At 64.9% G+C, this 17894-nt stretch carries 1 protein-coding gene (running past one end of the window); it reads right to left on the bottom strand.

All coding sequences use genetic code 11. The features are described from left to right. Nucleotides 1-17894, bottom strand: the 3' end of a protein-coding gene (locus B6V74_RS02450) for a matrixin family metalloprotease (protein WP_146694508.1). It continues 20350 nt past the right edge of the window; 17894 of the gene's 38244 nt are visible here — the last part of the coding sequence; the start codon falls outside the window, past its right edge — the gene reads right to left on this strand; the stop codon is at nucleotides 1-3.

A 17894-nucleotide genomic window follows, 5' to 3' on the forward strand; every position in this document is an offset into this window, starting at 1 on the left:
TCAGCCTTTTGTACCGCGCGATTGTTTACCCGAATTACCTGAATTACCCCGCGCGGACGTGGTTGTTGCTGGCGCGGGATCGGTGACAGGGGCAGCGCTCGGGGCCGAGGTGGTGTCGCTGGTCGCGGCATCCTGCGCCGTGCTGGTAGTCGTCGCCGTGTCGCTTGCCGTATCGGTCGAACTATCGGGCACCGATGCGGGCGCGGGCGCGGCCGCCTTCTGCGTGGCAAGGGTCGGGTCCATCCACGCCGCCGCGTCGCTATCGTCGGCAAGACCGAGGATATGGCCGAATTCGTGCTTGAGCGCGTCGACGAGGTTCAGCCCTTCGCTGCCGTCGAGCGACCAGCCATGCCCCGCCCCGTCCGCGTCGAGCGTTATCGCGCCCGCGGTCGTGTAGCCCAGCAGCGTGCCGTCGAGCGAGGCGATGGAAATCTGCACCGCTTCGAGCTTGGCGAGATCCTCAGCGCTCAGCCCCAGTTCCTGCGCGATCTCTTCCAGCGCCTGCGCCCGCGCCTCGGCCAGAAGGGCTTCATCGAGAACTGCGCCCTCCGGCGCGGTCGCAACCGTTTCTGCATGGAGCGCCTGCGCCGCCTCGATGGTCAGCGACCAGCTTTCCAACGTGCCGGTCTTGCGCTTCGCCCCGTCGACGATTTCCAGCGTCCAGACACCGCCCGACATCTTGCCCTCAAGCGCCGCCAGATCACCCGCCGGACAATAGGTCACGCCGTAAGGCGCGGCGGCACTGGTGATGCTCTCTCCCGCCGCATCGTCGAAGCGCGTATCGATCGCCGTACCATCAAGCGCCGCGAACAGTTCGATCCGCGTGCCATCCGGCGCGATCAGCGTGACGGTCAGATCACTCAGCCGCTCATGGATCAGGCTGAGGGTCACGTCGAGATCGGCGATCACCACATCCGAGCCGACATATAGGCTCTGCGTCGTGACGCCCTGATCCGCAATCGCGATCGGACCTGCGGAATTATAGTCGTAGATCAGCGAGCCGGTGTCGGGCGTGAAATAGGCCGGGTCATTCGTGGCAAGGCGCACATCGTCGAAGCTGGCCGCGTCGAAGGCCATCAGCCCGACTGTACCGTCGGCGACGGGCGCGTAGAAGGCGTGGCCCAGAATTTCGTGGCCGTTGAGCGAGAGGCTGACAGTGCTGCGGGCGAGCGTGATCTCGACCTTGTTGGAATGTCCGCCATCGATGGCGATGTCGTAGCTCGCAGTTTCCACGAAGCCGTCGCGCTGCGTGTAATAGCCGATCGAGACGCGGTCGTTGGCCGTGTCGATCATGGCGTATTTGTAGCGCCCGTCCGTGTAGCTGTCGAAGACGAAGCCCGCGCGGCCGTTGGTCTCGATCTGCGCTGCAAGCCGCGTGACAGAGGTCTCCGCGATCACCAGATCGGCGAGCGCGATGGCGGGGGCACCTGCAGGCTGAGCATTCAGCGCGCCCGCATCGATCTGCCAAGCGGCGTCAGTGGCGAAGCGATCCGCGATGCCGTCAGTGAAGTCCTCGGTCTCATCAAGGGTAAATTCCGGTGGCAGCACCTGCACCGCGATATTGTCGAGCTTCGTCACCGAGTTCTGCGCGCCGATCCCGACATAGCCCGAGTTCAGCCCGTGCGTGACGCCGTATTGATCGACTCGCGCGTCAAAGACATGGGTGAAGTATTCCTGCCCGTCGATCACCAGCGTCGCGGTCAGCCCGTTGATCGCAAGGAGCAGGTTATAGGGCGTGTCGGGCTTGGCCTGCACCGGGGTCTGCTCCAGCACGATCCAGCCATCGGCGGTGCGGATACCCATCTCGAACTTGTCGGTCGAGATGTTCACGCCCGCGAATTTGAAGTCGGTCGGCGACTGGTAGTCGAAGATCAGATAGGCGTTCGACTTCAGACCCGCCGTGGGCTTGCCGCCGACGATGGTCGCCTTCATCTCGAAATAGCTGGGTAGCGCGTCGCCGATATAGAAGACCGAGACAGCATCGCCGCCGAGCGTTTCCGGGCTCACAGCAAAGGCGCCGCCCTGAACTGTCCAGACCCCGCTATCGGCTGCGAAACCCTTCGCGTCCTGACCGCCGCCATTGCCGTTGAAATCGGCCGAGCGCAGCACGTCGCGGCGACCGCCCGGAATGTTGCCCGGCTGCGGGTCATTCGGCGCGCCGGTCTGATCCTGCCACGCGTCGTCCTTCTGCATCACCAGCCCCAGCTCGCCCCACGGCTCGCCGTTGCGGTCGGCATTGTAATCGCCAGTATCGGCCGCGCGGGTGGGATCGGCGCCGTCGGAGGCCGAGAGATCGTAGAGATATTCCTGGATCTGCGGTGCCAGCGCGCGGGAGATCGTGAAGGCACCGAAGGGCGCGAAGGGCACGATGTAGCTGTTGAACTCACCCACCCAGTCGATCAGGCGATCACCGCCAGTGTTGCCGATCATGATGTCGCGACCGGCACCGCCATAGACGATGTCTTCATAGCTCGACGACGTGTCGGGCGTGTCGTTCGCGCCCAGGGCCGAGCCATCCGCGTCGCGGGTATGGTCGTCATCGACATCGATCAGATCGTCGCCCCAGCCGCCATAGACATGGTCGCGCCCGGTGCCACCGACGAGCCAGTCATTGCCCAGATCGCCGAAGATCACGTCATTGCCATCGCTATAGACCGGGCTGCCATCCTGTTCGAGCGTGCCGACCTGCGGCGCGCCCGGATCGGCCGGATCGAAGCTCGCGAAGAAGGTCAGACCGTCGACCGCCTCGGAGAGCGAGACGTAATGGCCAGCGGCGTCGATCACGATCACATCGCGCGGGTTGTATTCGTCATAGGCCGCGAACTCGCCCGCGTAGAAGGCGTTGTAGCCCAGCGCATTTCCTTGCGTGACCGTCGGATCGGCGGACCAGAACGGAACCGTGTAATCCGAGCGGACCAGCACGCCGGCCACACCCGGCGCCAGCGCGTCGTTCGGATAGGCGAGATACCAGGCCTCGGCCAGCGCCTCAGCGCCCGAGACCAGATCGTCGCCCGCGCCGCCATGCAGGAAGTCGTCGCCCAGACCGCCATAGATGATGTCGTCCGCATAGGCCGGATCGAGCAACGGATCGACGGTTTCGCCATCGGCGGTCAGGAAGAAGGGCGTGAGGTTCACGGTCTTCTTCAGCGCGCCCTGAACGTTGATATCGGCCTGCTGGATTTTACCCGGGGTCGAAATCGTCTCCTTGCTGACACTTGCGATCGCGTAAAGCGGCTCGTCGTAGCTCGAGGAATTGCGCGAGGTCCAGATGCGACCGTCGTCGCCCAGCACGCCGTCCTGACCGGTGCCGCCCGAAATCCAGTCGTGGCCCCAGCCGCCGATCAGATCGTCGTCCTGACCTTCGCCATACAGCACGTCATTGCCGGTCATGCCGTAGATCGCGTCGTCGCCGCCCTCGCCGTGGATTTCATCCGCGCCGCCATTGTCGGTCAGCGCAGCCGCGCCCCAGACATCCGGGCCGCCGGTGTGATAGTCGAGCAGCTCGACCGCGCGCACCACCAGCCAGGCGTCGGCGTGATCCGCGCCGCCAACCGCGATACCCGCGGCCCGCGCCGGATCGAGCGTATCGTAGTTGAAGCCGAGGAAGCCGTTCGCACCGACCAGACGCAGGATGCGGCCGTTGTCGCCAAGGATCACATCCGCGTCGCGGGCATGGGCGTTGGCACCGCTCTGACCATAGTCGTTGCGGCTCAGCGTCACCGGATCGCCCTGACCGCCGAAGAGCATATCGGCACCGTCGGGACGGAAGGCCTCGGTGACATTCGCGGTCGCCAGCAGATCGAGGCTGAAGCCCTCACCGGTCGCTCGCGCGTCATGGATGTAGAGATCCGAGGAACCGCCGATGATGTCGTCCTGACCGAGCCCGCCGAAGACGATGTCGTTGCCGCCATTGGCCTCGATATAGTCGTCGCCGTCGCGTGCGGCATTAATGCTGCGGGTCGGGTTCACGCTGAGCGTGCCATCGGCAAGGCGCGTGGCGTAGCCGTTGTCGGTCGCGTCATAGGCGGTGTCATTCGGCAGCAGCCCACGGAACGTGGCCGAGCCGTCGCCCTGGATCGCATCGTCGCCGAGCTGGCCGAAGATCACATCGTCACCCGCACCGCCTGCGAGGTAATCCGCGCCGTAGAGATCGGTCCGGTTGGCCTCGGTCGCGTCGGTGTGATCGAAGAGGGCGATCAGCCGCTCTTCCACGCCGGTCGGGTTGGTCTGGGCCGCATCGCCCGCATTCGAGCCGGTGCCGTCATCGGCAGCGTCATAGATCGTCAGCGTGCCATCGGCGAGCATCCGGAAGCGCAGGCTCTCGGCCGCGTCGGTGCGGATCACGATGCCATTGTCGCCAAGGATCACGTCATTGTCGGTCGCGTTCGGGTCGAGCGCCTGCGCGTCCAGATCGAACCAGGCGCTGATCACCTGGCGATCCTCGAACAGTACCGCGCCGTTGCCGTCGATACGGTCCGCGCCGTCATCGCCGCCCGGACGGTTATGGCCGCCAATCAGGTCGTCGTCGCCATTGCCGCCGTAGATCACGTCGGCGCCCTGCTGACCCAGCACGATATCCGCGCCATCCTCGGCGAAGATCATGTCGCGCCCGCCGCCGTCCAGCTCGCTGCGCAGGATCGAGTAGAAGTCGAACTGCGTCGTCAGCTCGGACAGGTTCAGCGGCAGCAGGCCTGCGACCACGCCGCCACCCGGCTGCGCCACGATCCGACCGTGATCGCCGAAGACCAGATCATTGCCCGCACCCGCGAAGATCGTGTCATCCGCCGTACCGCCGATGATGAAGTCGCGTCCCGCGCCGGTAGCGATCAGATCGTTGCCGCCGATCATCGCGCCGGTGTCGGCATAGCGATCCTCGGTGGTCGCGATCTCGTCGATATCGGAGGCGTCTCCATCGAGGCCGACCCAGTCGATGAAGCCGGTATCGCCGATCACGATATTGCCCGCGTCATGCAGCGTGGCGTCGGTGTCGGTTGCGGCGTAGACCTCACCGACCTTCACGTTGATCGCGTCGCCGCCAGCTCCGCCCAGAACTATGTCATAGCCGATGCCTGCAAGGATCACGTCATCGCCGCCGATCTCGGGCGCGGTCGTCTCGATCAGGCCCAGCGTGATCGGCTGCGTACCGAAGCGCGGCGCGTCATCCGTGGCGGCCAGGATCCCGCCGTTGTCGCCCAGCACGATATTGTCGCCCTGCCCCGCGTCGACATAGTCGCCCGAAATCTCTTCGCCTTCGACGAGGATCGTCGCGGCGATGGTTTCGCGGTCGCGCGAGCGGGTGCCGTCGATCAGCGCGTCGATGATCGTCTCGCCATCTTCACCGGCGAGCACGATATCGTCGCCCAGGCCCGTCACGATCCGATCGGAGCCGCCACAGGTCTCGGCGGTGGTGGCGATTTCGTCGATATCGCTGCGGTCGCCGTCAGCCGAAACGTAGTCGACAAACCCGCTGTCACCGATCACGATATCCGTACCGCTGTCGGTTGCGCCGTCGGTGGTGATCGTGTCGCCATTGACGCCGCCCAGGACGATATCGTCGCCGCCAAGCGTGGTGATCGTGTCCGCACCACCGATGGTCGGGTCGATCGTGTAGATCAGCGTGGGCGCGACATCGGTACCGTCATTGACGTGATCCGGGCCGCCCGAGCCAAGCTTCAGCGCATAGCCCGTGCCATCCGCGGTGAGATAGTCGATCCGACCGCGATCGCCGAAGACGATGTCATTCGCGAGACCCGAGGTGATGCGGTCATCGCCCTGACCGCCGAAGATGATCAACGGCAGCGTGCTGAGCGCTGCATCGACGACATCGTCATCGGCGAATTCCAGATAGTCGCGGGCATAGCCCCAATCGGGCACATAATTCGCGTCATGCGGACCTTGGGTGTTGAGCACGAAGGCCCCGTCCTCGCTCGCCTGCAGATCCACGGTCACATCGTCATTGCCCAGACCGGTGTTCAGAACCGTCAGCTCGCGGCCGCCTTCAATGTCACGCGCATGGGTGCCGTCGATGGCGATCGCATCGGCGCCGAAGCCGGTCCAGTAGGTGATGCCACCCAGGAAGTTGCCCGCCGCATCCGCGCCATAGGTGATCGGCGCGGGCGCGATACCGACGACGAAGATCTCGTTGACGCTCGACAGCTCGGTATCGTCGCCCCATGCGGCGGCGGCGGCCAGCGCGACATCGCGATCATCGGTGATTTCGGCGCGCAGATCGGTCGTGCCGTCGCCCTGCACCGTCGCCTCGTCCGAGATCATCAGCTTGTGGCGGCCGGTGCCCGCTTCGATGTTGAGCATGCCTTCGATGTTCAGCAGATGGCCGGTCAGGAAGGTCGTGTCGGTGTCGAGCCCGAAGCCCGCCTCGGAGGAGACATAGATCCGCTCGTCGCCTGCACCGAGGTTCAGCGTGGTATGGGCGGTGGTGCCGCGCACGTTGATCACGTCATTGCCTGCACCCATCCCGATCTCGAGATATTCGACGCCGTAGTAATCGACACCATCCATCCGGGTCTCGAGCGTGGCCAGATCGGTCTGGATCCCCAGCGGGCCGAGCAGATAGTCGAGCGCCGGGTCGCCGCCATTGACCACGACCGAAATCCGCTCGCCCGAGCGCGAGGTGATGACAAGCACCGTGCCCTCGACATGGGCGATGATGTTCGGACCCTGCGCATCCATGATCTGGGCTGCCAGCGCCGTGGCCACATCCGCCGCCGTATCCCCCGCCAGCGCGGTATAGGCGAAGGAGGACAGTGCGAAGTCGCCCGGGAAGGCATCGTCGAACAGCGGCGTCGCGAGATCGGTCAGATCGATGGTGAAGGTGTCGCCCGCGCTCGGCTCGGCGATATCGATGCGCGCCTCCAGCACATCGCCCGTCAGACCGCGCGTATCGACAGCCTCGACCGTGGTCTGGGTCAGCGCGCCTTGGAAGGTCAGGTAGATCGTGTCGCCGAAGCGGTCGACCGCGAAGTTCTTGGTGTAGGGCAGGAACGGACGGCTGTTATTCGGGTTCAGGATCGGCTCGAGGATCGCGGCGATCTCTTCGGCCGTCGCGTCATAGGCGATCGGGTCAGAGATCCGCAGATCCATGTTGCCAAGCACATCCGGCACGATGAAGGCCAGCGTGAAGGTCCCGCCCTCGGCGGCGATGGTGATCGCCTGCATCTGGTTCAGGCCCGGATCGGTGGTGCCCTTGATGACTTCGGTGACCTCGATATTGGCGGTGGTGTTCGCATCGCTGGTGATCCCGCTCGCATCGACGATCAGGTCGGGCAGATCAACGCCCCCGGTCGGGCCGCCGAAGATGACGGTGTAGATATAGCCGCTATCGGTCGCCTCTACGCTGACCTCCGCATCGGTGCCGTAATCGGCAAAGACCGTGTCGATCGCCGCTTTCATCGCCGCGGCATCCGCATCGAAGGCCACCGTGACCGGCGTTCCATCCGGCAGAGCCAGCGTGAAGCTGCCGCCGGTGCCGCGGGTCTCGATCTGGATACGCTCGGCCACCGAGGGCATATCGAGCCCGGCCACGCGCGCGCCGTCCAGCACGAGGACGTTGTCGTTCAGGTCGGCGCTGTCATCGAGGAACAGACGGTCATTCTCGCCCGCGCCCATGTCGACGATCAGCAGGCCGGTGATCTGGTCGACCACGCCCTGATCGGAGCCGATATAGACCTGATCGTCGCCATTGCCGGTGCGGATGATCGTGTGACCGGCAGTGGTCTTCACGTAGATCACGTCATTGCCGTCGGCGCTGTCGATGATGGTCTTGCCGCGATGGGTGCTTTCGACCGTGAAGGTGTCGACGTTGCGGCCCAGACGGATATCGACCACTTCGAGGCCGGTATAGCTGACGCCGCCCGCGATCAGCTCGCCGCCGATATAGGTGTCGCCGCCCATTCCCAGACCCGAGAGATGGTTCTCGGTCAGCACGCCGCTGTCGATGGCCGGGCTCTCGTTGTTGAAGACGGTGAGCGTGTCGATCTGCTCGGCCTCGTCCACGCGCAGGTTCGGATTGACAGGCGCATAGGTGATGAGCGCGCCCGGATCGGTGTCGAAGTCGGCGGGCGGCGTGCTCTCCAGCACCATCTGGCTGCCCGAGACGACCGGCGCATAGACCGAGGAAATCCGCGCCGCCAATCCTTGGGTGACCGAGCCGAAGCTGCCATCGGCAGTGACCGAAGCCGGCGTGGCCGCACCGTTGATCGTCAGCGCCCAGCTCGCGCCGCTCACCGGCGGTTGGATCAGGTGGAACGCAGCCGTGGTCCAGTGGATATTCGCGTCGTTGTAGAGGCTCTGCACCGGCGCGCCGCCGATGGTCGAGGTCAGGCCCGCATAGGTGGTGACCGCGATATCGAAGGCGACCGCATCGGCGCGCTTCACATGCAGGCGGGTCTCGCCCAGCAGGTTCACGGTCGCCACCGCCTCGTATTCGGCCGAAGCGTCGATCAGCGCAGCCAGTTCGCGCAGCACGATCGAGCGATAGGCGTGCTCCGTGTCCGGCGTGTAGCTGAAGTCGGTGCCGTCGAGAGTCACGGTCACGGTTTCGAAGGCGGTCACGTCGCCCGCCAGATCGACCGAAGCCGTCAGCCAGTCGATCAGCGAAAGATCGCTTTGATCGGGGGTGCCGAAGAACCAGACATAGCCCTCTTCGACCGCATCCTGCGTGCCGACTATCAGCGAGAGCGTCATGCCAGCATCGTTGACGAGCGAGAGGATATCTTCCGAGACGCTCGCGATATCGACACGGCCGCTCAGCGTGCCATCGGGATCGATGGTCGCGATGTCGTAGATCGTGGCGGTGTCGTTGATGCGCGGATCGAAGCCGGGACGCTCGCCGTAATCGCCGTTCACATGGGTCAGCTCTTCGGGATCGATGGTGATCACCGTGCCGCCATCGGTCACCGTCCCGGTCACGCCATCGGCCAGCGGAATGTTCGTCTCGCCCGGCAGCAGCACCGGCACGCGCAGCGACACGTCGGTATCGCTCTCGCCGCCGATGATCGAGACCGGGCCGCGGATCGAGTTCACGCGGTCGTTGAAGGCGCCGAAGACCTGCGCGTCGCCGCCATCGACGATCGTGTCATCGATCGCGATCACGGTGATCTGCTGCGGGGTCATCCAGTTGGTGTAATCGAACTCGACGAACTGACGCGCCGCGATCTCGCCCGCCTTCTGGCCGCTGACCGACGCGGAGGCTGCGTAATCCGCCGCCGGATCGGCCAGTTCGCGGATGGAGATCACGCGACCATCGACGATCACCTCATAGGCGCGCGGATCGCCATTCGTGGTGGCCGCATCATTCGCGAGGTTGATCTGCGCGCCCAGTGCGGCCGCGATGTTCGACAGCGACTGACCGGCGCTCACGGTATGGGAGAAGGTCTGGCCGTCGAAGTTGACTGTCCAGACCTCACCCGCCGCGGGCGCGCCCATCATCTCGAATTCGAGGACATTGGCGAAGTTGAAGTCCTGCACGGTGCGGGTGTCGATGCTGCCCTGGCTGTCGCCCGCGATGCCGACCTCGACGAAGAAGCGACCGCTCGCTATCGCGATTTCGATCGCGCCATCGGCGGTGAGCATGGCGCTGTAGCCGGACACACCGCTGATCGCTGCGATCAGGCCCGCAGCAACCGCATCCAGATCGTCGCCCGCCTGAACCGTGTAGCCGACCGTCTGAGCGCCAGCGCGGAGCGCCACATCGTCGAAGAGCGTGACCTGCCAGGTCTCACCCTCGACCGCTTCGCCTGCCAGCGACAGCGCGGCGAGCGGGGCTGCGACCTGAACCTGCACAAGTTCGTTCTCTCCGAAGTTCGCATCCGCATTGAACGCCTCTTGCGAATTGTAGGTGCGGGTCGGCAGCGGGGTGACATCGACGCGGACCGTGTTGTTGCCGCTCAGCGCACCGGTCAGCACGACCGAGAAGCTGTCCACGACCTGCACATCGCCCGGCGCGCGTTCTGCCAGATCGGTCGAGCCACCCGTCTGGATGATCTCCACCGTCGGCGCGTCATCGTCGAGCACGGTGACGTCGAGCGGCGCGGGCGCGAGATTGTCGCCGTTGCGGCCCACGACGTAGCTGTAGGGCGTGAATTGCTGCGCGAGTTCGGCATTGGTGATGTTGGTCCCGATCTCATAGGCGAGGCTCGTGCCCTCGGGGATGACGATCGGGGTCAGCGGCGCCGCGAAGGCGATGCGGGCAAGCTGCCAATGAGTCTTCGATTTAACCGCGTCCACGCTGACATAAACGCCGCCGATCGTGGTGCTCGCCGCGTCGGGGCTCGACTTGCGCAGCACTTCGATAGAGAAAGCCTCGATGCCACCCGCGCCCGGGGTGCGGAAGATGAAGATCTCGCCCGGATCGTAGCTCGGCGGCGTGAGGCTCGCATCGCTCGCAATCGCGATCGAGGCATCTTCGCTGTCGAGCGGCAGCAGCGAGAAGGCCGTGGACGAGGTCAGCGTGATCGCGCCATTGGCATCGACCGCCGCCGTGATCCCGAGATTGGCCGCGTCGATCAGCGCCGCCAGCTCGTCGGAGATGCCCGCGATGCCGCCCAGCTCGTCGCCCGATTGCGAGGTGTAGCTGATGAGCTGCCCGTCGACGAGGATGGTCCAGGTCTTCGAGCCGCTGGTCGGGCTATAGATCGCGCCTTCGACCGAGGGCAGCAGCGTCGCTTGCAGATAGCCCGCCGAGGCCGAGTAATCGGCACCCGCGAACTGCGCGACCAGCTTGTTGACGATGTCGCTCATGGTGTCGCCGAATTCGGCGGTTGCCTGCACCTGCAGACCGTCGAGCTTGATGATCCAGGTCGCGCCATCGACCAGCGTGCCATCGGCGGCCAGCGTACCGTCCGCCATCGACGCGCCAAGGCGGAAGGCCACGATGTCGTATGCGCGCTTGCTGCTGGCCGTATCGACGCTCAGCTCATCGCTCGAGAACTCGAACGCGTCGCCCGAGATCGAGACATAGATGTCGCCGGTGGGTGTGAAGAGGTAGCCGGAGGCGGGATCGCTGGTTTCGATCAGCAGCTTGAAGGAGACGCCATCCGCCGCCGAAATGCTGCGCGTGGCACCCGTGCCCGTCATCGCCGCGGCCTGCTCGGCGTCGGCATTCACCAGCGTCGCGAAGGCATCTGCGATATCCGCAGCGGTCGCGGTCTGATCGAGGCGCGCATCGACCACGATCGTGCCTTCGGTGACGGTCGAGAGGTCGGCCACCACTTCGCCGATTCCGACGCCGACCACGTAGTCGATCCCGCCCAGCGTGAGCGTGTAGATCTCGGACACCGCGGTATTCGGGCGCAGGATCGTCAGATCGGCAGCGGTATAAAGCACCTCGGCGCTGCGCGGCTGGCTGATATCGCGGTTGATGTTCGCCGCGACCCCACCGGCCACGTCCGCATAGGTCGCACCAAGGAAGGCGTCGCGCGTATCTTCGAAGATCGAGGGCTGGATGCGCGCGTAATGCACGCCCTCATCGGCGCTATCGTTCACCGCCTCGATCGTCACGAATTTCGCGGTGTTCCAGTCGGAGCCGTCGAAGTTCACGACATTCGAGGACAGCGTCACGTTGCCATCGACCGCGAAGTTCACCTGCACCGGGCCGGTCGGCGCGCGGCTCAGCATCACGGCGAAGCGGTCATTCGCGGCAAGCGCCGCGGCCTCGGCCACGATCGTATCGCCCGCGAGATCGATGGCCGAGGAGTTGTCGACCGGGAAGATCAGCAGCTCGGCCACTTCGTCGTCGATCACATCGACCAGCATGTTCGGCACGGCCAGATTGTCGAAACCGGTATTGTCGGCGCGGCTGTCGCCCTCGGTCACGGTATGGCGCAGCTGGACGATGCCGCGACCCTCGGCCACCAGATCGTTGATCGCGGTGACGGTCACGTATTGCGGCGTATCCCAGTTGGCCGCGGTGAAGTGCAGCACCGTGCCCGAGGCCGAGCCGTTGACCAGCACACCCTCGGCACCGGCGGCCACGTCGCCCTCGGTGCCCAGCGTCGGCGAGATCGTTATGTAGACGTCTTCGTCCGGCGCGCGCGACAATGCGATCGCGTAGCGGGTGACCGACATGGTCGGATCGGCGGTTGCGGCCTCGAAGACGCGCAGCACGCTGGAGCCCGCCTCGCCATCGGCATTGAAGAAGACCAGATCGGGCGCGTCATTGTCCTTGATCTGCGAAACCGGATCCTGCGCCCAGATTGCCTGATAGCGCGGATCGGTGCTGTCGACCGTGGTCTGGATCAGGCCGCTATGGCCGTTGAGACCGTTCGACACGACGGTGATCGCGCCGCCCTCGGTGACACCGTCGAGATCCGAGCCGCCAAGGTTCACGCTATCCGAGCCCAGACCACCCACGATCTCCAGCAGCACGCCCTCTGAGGTGCTCTCGATGAAGAAGGTGTCGTTGCCCTGCAGCGCATCGACCACCAGCTTCTCCATACCCGTGTAGGAGATGAACAGCCCGCCGCCAAAGACGCCATTCTTGGTGATGACGTAGTCGTCGCCCATCTCGGTGCCGATCACGGTCATCGTGTCGAAGCCGTCGCCGCCATCGATGCGGACCGGCGCGTTCACCGCGTATTGGATGAAGTCGGCACCCTGCCCGCCATTGATGTTGGTGAAGGGCGCGGCCGGGTCGTTCGGGTCGACGCGGACGAAGGAGCGGACCTGGAACGTGTCGTCGTCGGCCTCGCCATAGAGGAACAGCTCGGCCTTGTTCGAATAGACGGTGAAGCTGTCCTCGCCGTCGCCGCCGCGGATCGTGGTGTCGAAGCTGACGCCGTTCGACAGGAAGCCGACTGTGACCTGCGTGGTCTCGTAATAGTCGATGCCGCTCAGCCCGTTATAGGGGTTCTGCTCGTCTCGGAAGGAGGCGAAGAGCTGGCCGATCTGGAACGTGTCGTCGCCCGCATCGCCGAAGGCCTGAACGCCCGCGAGCGTGTCGTCGAAGACGAAGAGGTCATTGCCCGCGCGCCCGAAGACCCGCAGATCGGCGTCGATGGCGGAGTTGTATTCCACCCGCTCGACCACGGTATTGAGGATGGTGCCATCCTCGGCGATCGGCAGCGCCGCGACCACGCCTACATCGAGGTCATGATTGGCGCGGAACAGGAACAGGTCGCGCCCGTCGGTGCCGCGGATTTCGGCGCGGTCGATGCCGTCGAAGGCGGTACCGGTATCGAGGATGCGGATCGTGGAGTTGCCCGCGCTCGCCAGGCCGATGTCATAGAGATCGCTGCCCGCCTGACCGTCGATGTCCAGTTCGAACCCGTCGATGCCGTTGAGGAAAGTCTGGGTGCCGTCGGCGTAGTAGTTGACCTGCACCAGATCGTTGCCCGCCCCGAGGTTGAGGAAGGTGCGGCCCGAGATCTTCTCGATGGTGATCGCATCCGAGGTCGCATCTCCGGTCGCGGTCTCGTCGCCGGTGTTCAGCGTGGTGATGCCCGCATGGGTGTCGGAGACGTGGAAGCCGTTATTGCCGTTGCTGAGCGACAGCTCCAGTTCCTCGAAGCCCGCATAGACCACGCCCAGCGTCATGCCGAGGCCGACGATCTCCGTGCCGCTCAGATAGCCACCCTGATCGGGTAGCGTGTCGCCCGCATCGGACACGATCAGCGTATCGCCATGGTTCACGATGGTGCCGTCGACCGTGTAGGTGACCGGATCATTCGCGCCCGCATCGATCGTCAGGTAGCCGAAGAGGATCGCGTTCAGCGTGCCGTCATTGGCCAGCGGCGTGTCGGGATCGTCATCGGTGACGGTGACCGCATCGTCGCCCGCGCCGGTGTCGATCGTGGTCGGGCCATTGATCGCGAAGACCTTGATGATATCGGCGCCGTCGCGGGTCCCGAGCGTCGTCACGTCGCGCTTGCCGGTCGACTTGAGGGTGACGTCGTTCACGCCGTCGCCCAGATCGACATTGACGTTTTCGAGCGCGATATAGCGGATGCCTGCGGTCGCGGCGGTGAAGCCGTCCACGAAGATGAAGCCCTCGACCGCCGTGCGATCTTCCAGCCCGATCACCCCGATGGTCGCGCCGGTATTGCCGCTGTCGTCGATGTTGAGCGTGTCACTGCCGCGATCGGCGAGGATCGGGCCGCTATAGGTGTCATAGGCGTCGATCTGGATCAGCGCGGCAATCCCCGAGAGCGTGCCGCCCAGCGGGGCGGTGCCCGGCTCCGACGAGGCGGCGGAGCCGAGGTTGATCACGTCGTCGCCGATGCCGCTGTTGATATAGATCGGCAGATCGGTCGCGGTGACGGCGATCACGTCGGACCCCTCGCGGGTATCCACCTCGATCACGTCGAGATTGCTGTGATCGATGCTGACAGCCGCCGCGCCCAGCACCTTGTTCGCCGCGTTGGTGTAGCGCGACACGGTCATCAGGCCCACCGACAGCGCGACGTAGTCGTCCCCCTGCGAGCCCAGATAGACCAGCTTGTCGGCGTCGGTGGTGCTGCTGTCCGTAATATGGACGGTGAAGCCCGAACCGAGCGGGGCCGCGATGATGTAATGCTCCAGATCGCCGCTCGCATCCGACCCCTTGTTGTCGAGCGTCACTGTGCCGTTGAAGGCGCTGACGCCGATGGCCAGACCGCCCACCGTGACCGAGCCGCTCAGGTCGTTGACGACGAAGGTGTTGTTGACGCCGTCGCCGCCGGTCAGATCGACCGCCTCGAAGATGCCATTCAGACGCTCCACCGTGGTCTGGCCCGCGCCAATACCGGAGGTGCTCCACAGATCGGCGTCGCCCGGCACCATCGCGCCATCGGTCGTACCCTCCGCATAGGCCGTGGAGCCGTCCGCCTGGAAGACCTTGCCCACCAGGAACAGGTTCTCGTAGAGGCCCATATCCTCGCCCGCGAAGACCTCGATCAGCGTGTCGGTCTCGTTTGCCTCTTCGGTGTCGCGGAAGATGTCGAGCCCCTCGCCGCCGGTCATGGTGTCCGAGCCCACGCCGCCATCGATCACATCATTGAAGATCGAGCCGATGATCCGGTCATTGCCGCCCTGCCCTTCCAGCGTCAGCGCGATCAGGTCATGGGTCAGTGGCGTCGCATTGGCCGGGTCGCCCGCAGCCAGGGCCGGGCCCGCGGTGATCTTGTCATTGCCGCCCGCTGCCGAGATGCGCAACGTGTCGCCCTTGGCGCGGATCGTGTCGTCGAAGGTGACGGTCACGGTGCCGGTCGACCAGGCGGCGACGAGGATGAATTCCTGATCGGCCACCGCACCCGCCTTCAGCGTGAAGGTATCGGCGCCACCGGTACCGTTGAAGATCACCGCATCGGCCACACCGTCGCTCGCACCGTCGATCTCGGCCACATCCGTCGAGGGATCGGCGGATTCCACGACCAGATCGTCGTCGATGCGCATCGTGTTCAGATCGGTCTGGCCAAGGGGGTTGACCGTCAGCGTATCCGTGCCGCCAAGCAGATGGATGATCAGCCCCTCGACACCGTCGGCCTCAAACCCGCTGCCATCAGCGTCGAGCGCCTGCAGGATGCCGGAGTTGGCGGGCTTCTGGCCGACCGTGACCGTGTCGGGGTTGGCCGTGCCGTAAAGCAGTATTGTATCGGTGCCCCCGCCGCCGTCGATCACCTCGATGCCATCGGAGGCGAGATTTCGGAAGATGCGGTCATTACCAGTGCCGCCGTTGATCGTGTTCGCGCCGCCGCGACCATCGATCTCGTCCGCGCCGCCCTCGCCATCGATCACATCCGCTGCCGCGCCACCGATCAGGCGGTCCGCGCCGGTGCCGCCGTAGATTGTGGCAACGCCCGTGCCGTTCTGCAGCACCACGTCATCGCCACCGAGCGCGTAGATCGTGATCGGCACCAGCGCATCCGAGACGATCCGGTCATTCGCGCCCGAGCCGTAGATGATCGAGCCAGCCGCGACGCCGCTGCCGATGCTGATCTGATCGCCCAGATCGCCCGCGGTGCCGCCTTCGGAGGCCGAGTTGATCGTAACCTGACCGTCGCCCTCGTAGGCCACGGTATCGACACCCGCACCGCCCACGAAGAGGATCGGCACTGCGACGCCGTCGCGCACGACCAGCAGGTCGTCGCCGGAGCCGCCATAGCCGCGGATTTCATGGACGTGCTCAAAGACCTGCTCGCGGCCCGAATAGATCACGCGGATCGTCTGCGCGCCGTTCACGACCGGGGTGACGGCCTCGATGATATAGGTCTCACCCTCTGTCGCTTCGCCGATGCCGCGCTTGGTATTGGCGTCGCCCATGTTCAGCACGAGGATCGTGGAGGTGTCGTCCCAGTCCTTGTAGGTGCCCGAATTGGTGTCGCCGTTCAGGTCGCCCGCGAGATAGATCGGGGTCGGGAATTCGACATAGCCCACGGTGAAGGACATGCTCACCGAAACTTTCACGAAGAGCACCTTCACGCTCGCGCTGGCCGAGATCACGATCGGCACGCGGCCGGTGCCGGTCGCGGTGGCCGAGAAGCTGATCGAAACCGTGGCCCAGCTGATGTTGAAGGCGCGTAGCGAAACCGAGGCCGAGCCCGACACACCGAGCTTGTAGACGTCCGCCGCATCGTCGAAGAGGTAATAGACCCGGATCGAGAAGTTGCCCGTCAGGCCGAAGCTGTTCGAGCCCAACACAAGGCGACCGCTCAGCGAGAGGTCGAAATAGCCATCCGAGTTGAACCAGCCGTTCACGCTCATCGTGGCGAGGCCGAAGAAGTCCATGCTGGCATAGAAGTCCACGCGCCAGTCGTTCTGCACCACTTCGATCCGGAAGCCCGCGTCGAACTTGAGGACCTTCAGGAACTCGACCTTACCGCTGAGATCGAGCACGAAACTGCTCGCCTGCAGCACTCGGCCCGAGATCGTCACGTCGCGGCCGACCGTGTTGAGCATCAGCTTGCCGTTGGCTTCGATGTCGATCACCAGCGCGATATTGGCGTTGATGCTGACATCGAGGAGCAACGCGAGACCGTCGAGCTCGCCAGTGCTGGAGTTGAAGAACAGCACCGCGCCACCCGCCGCCGAGACGTTGAGGCCCGCAAGACCGAAGGTCACGTCGAACTCGACGCGGAACTCGCTCGCGTTGAGGCCGATATAGACGCGGCCCGAGGCGGTCGCGAGATCGATGAAGTTGACCGAGCCGACGATCTCGAGGCTGAAGCCCGAAGCGACGGTGACCGAGATCGTGCTCTCCTGACCGCTTGTATTGATGGTCGGGATCTCGAGGGTGCGCGCGCTGGAGAAGGTGTTGAGCTGGAAGGTCGCGTCGCCAGTCACGGTGATGACGCCCGCGAGGTCGAGGTTGAGGTCGATCTCGGCATAGATCACCAGCCCGCCATCCGCGATCACGAGACCACCGGTCAGACCGAACTCGGCCACGCCCACGAGCCGCGCCTGCACATCCAGCGTCGCGACCAGTTCGAAATCGGGTGCGGTGCCGATGCGGAAGGTGAAGACGCCCGTCAACTCGATCACATCCGAAACGACCAGCGTGCCGGTGACCTTCAGGAACAGCCCGTTCTCGACCGAAATCGTGCCGTAATAGAAGGTGCCATCCGTGTTGGCGGTCGCATCGCCCGCAAGAACCAGAGCGTCATATTCGCTCTGCGTGACGATCGTGTAGCGATCCTGCGTCGTCGCGTAGGTGTTGAATTCGAGCATGATCGAGAGCGACCCGCCAAGGCTGACGCCCGGAAGCTCCAGCCCGCCGACCAGCGACAGCTCCGCCCGCCCGACCACGCCCGGATCGCTCGCGCCGATATTCGCCTCGAGATAGAGCATCCCCTCGACCGCGCCGAAGTTCTCGATCCGGCCGGAGACCGTCCCCTGGATCGTCACGGTCACGGAGTCCTCCTCGCCCGTCACCGACAGGAAGCCGTTGAGCGTCACCGTATCGA

Origin of the sequence: Thioclava sp. F42-5 (assembly GCF_002213195.1) — a bacterium.
Classification (GTDB): Bacteria; Pseudomonadota; Alphaproteobacteria; order Rhodobacterales; family Rhodobacteraceae; genus Thioclava; species Thioclava nitratireducens.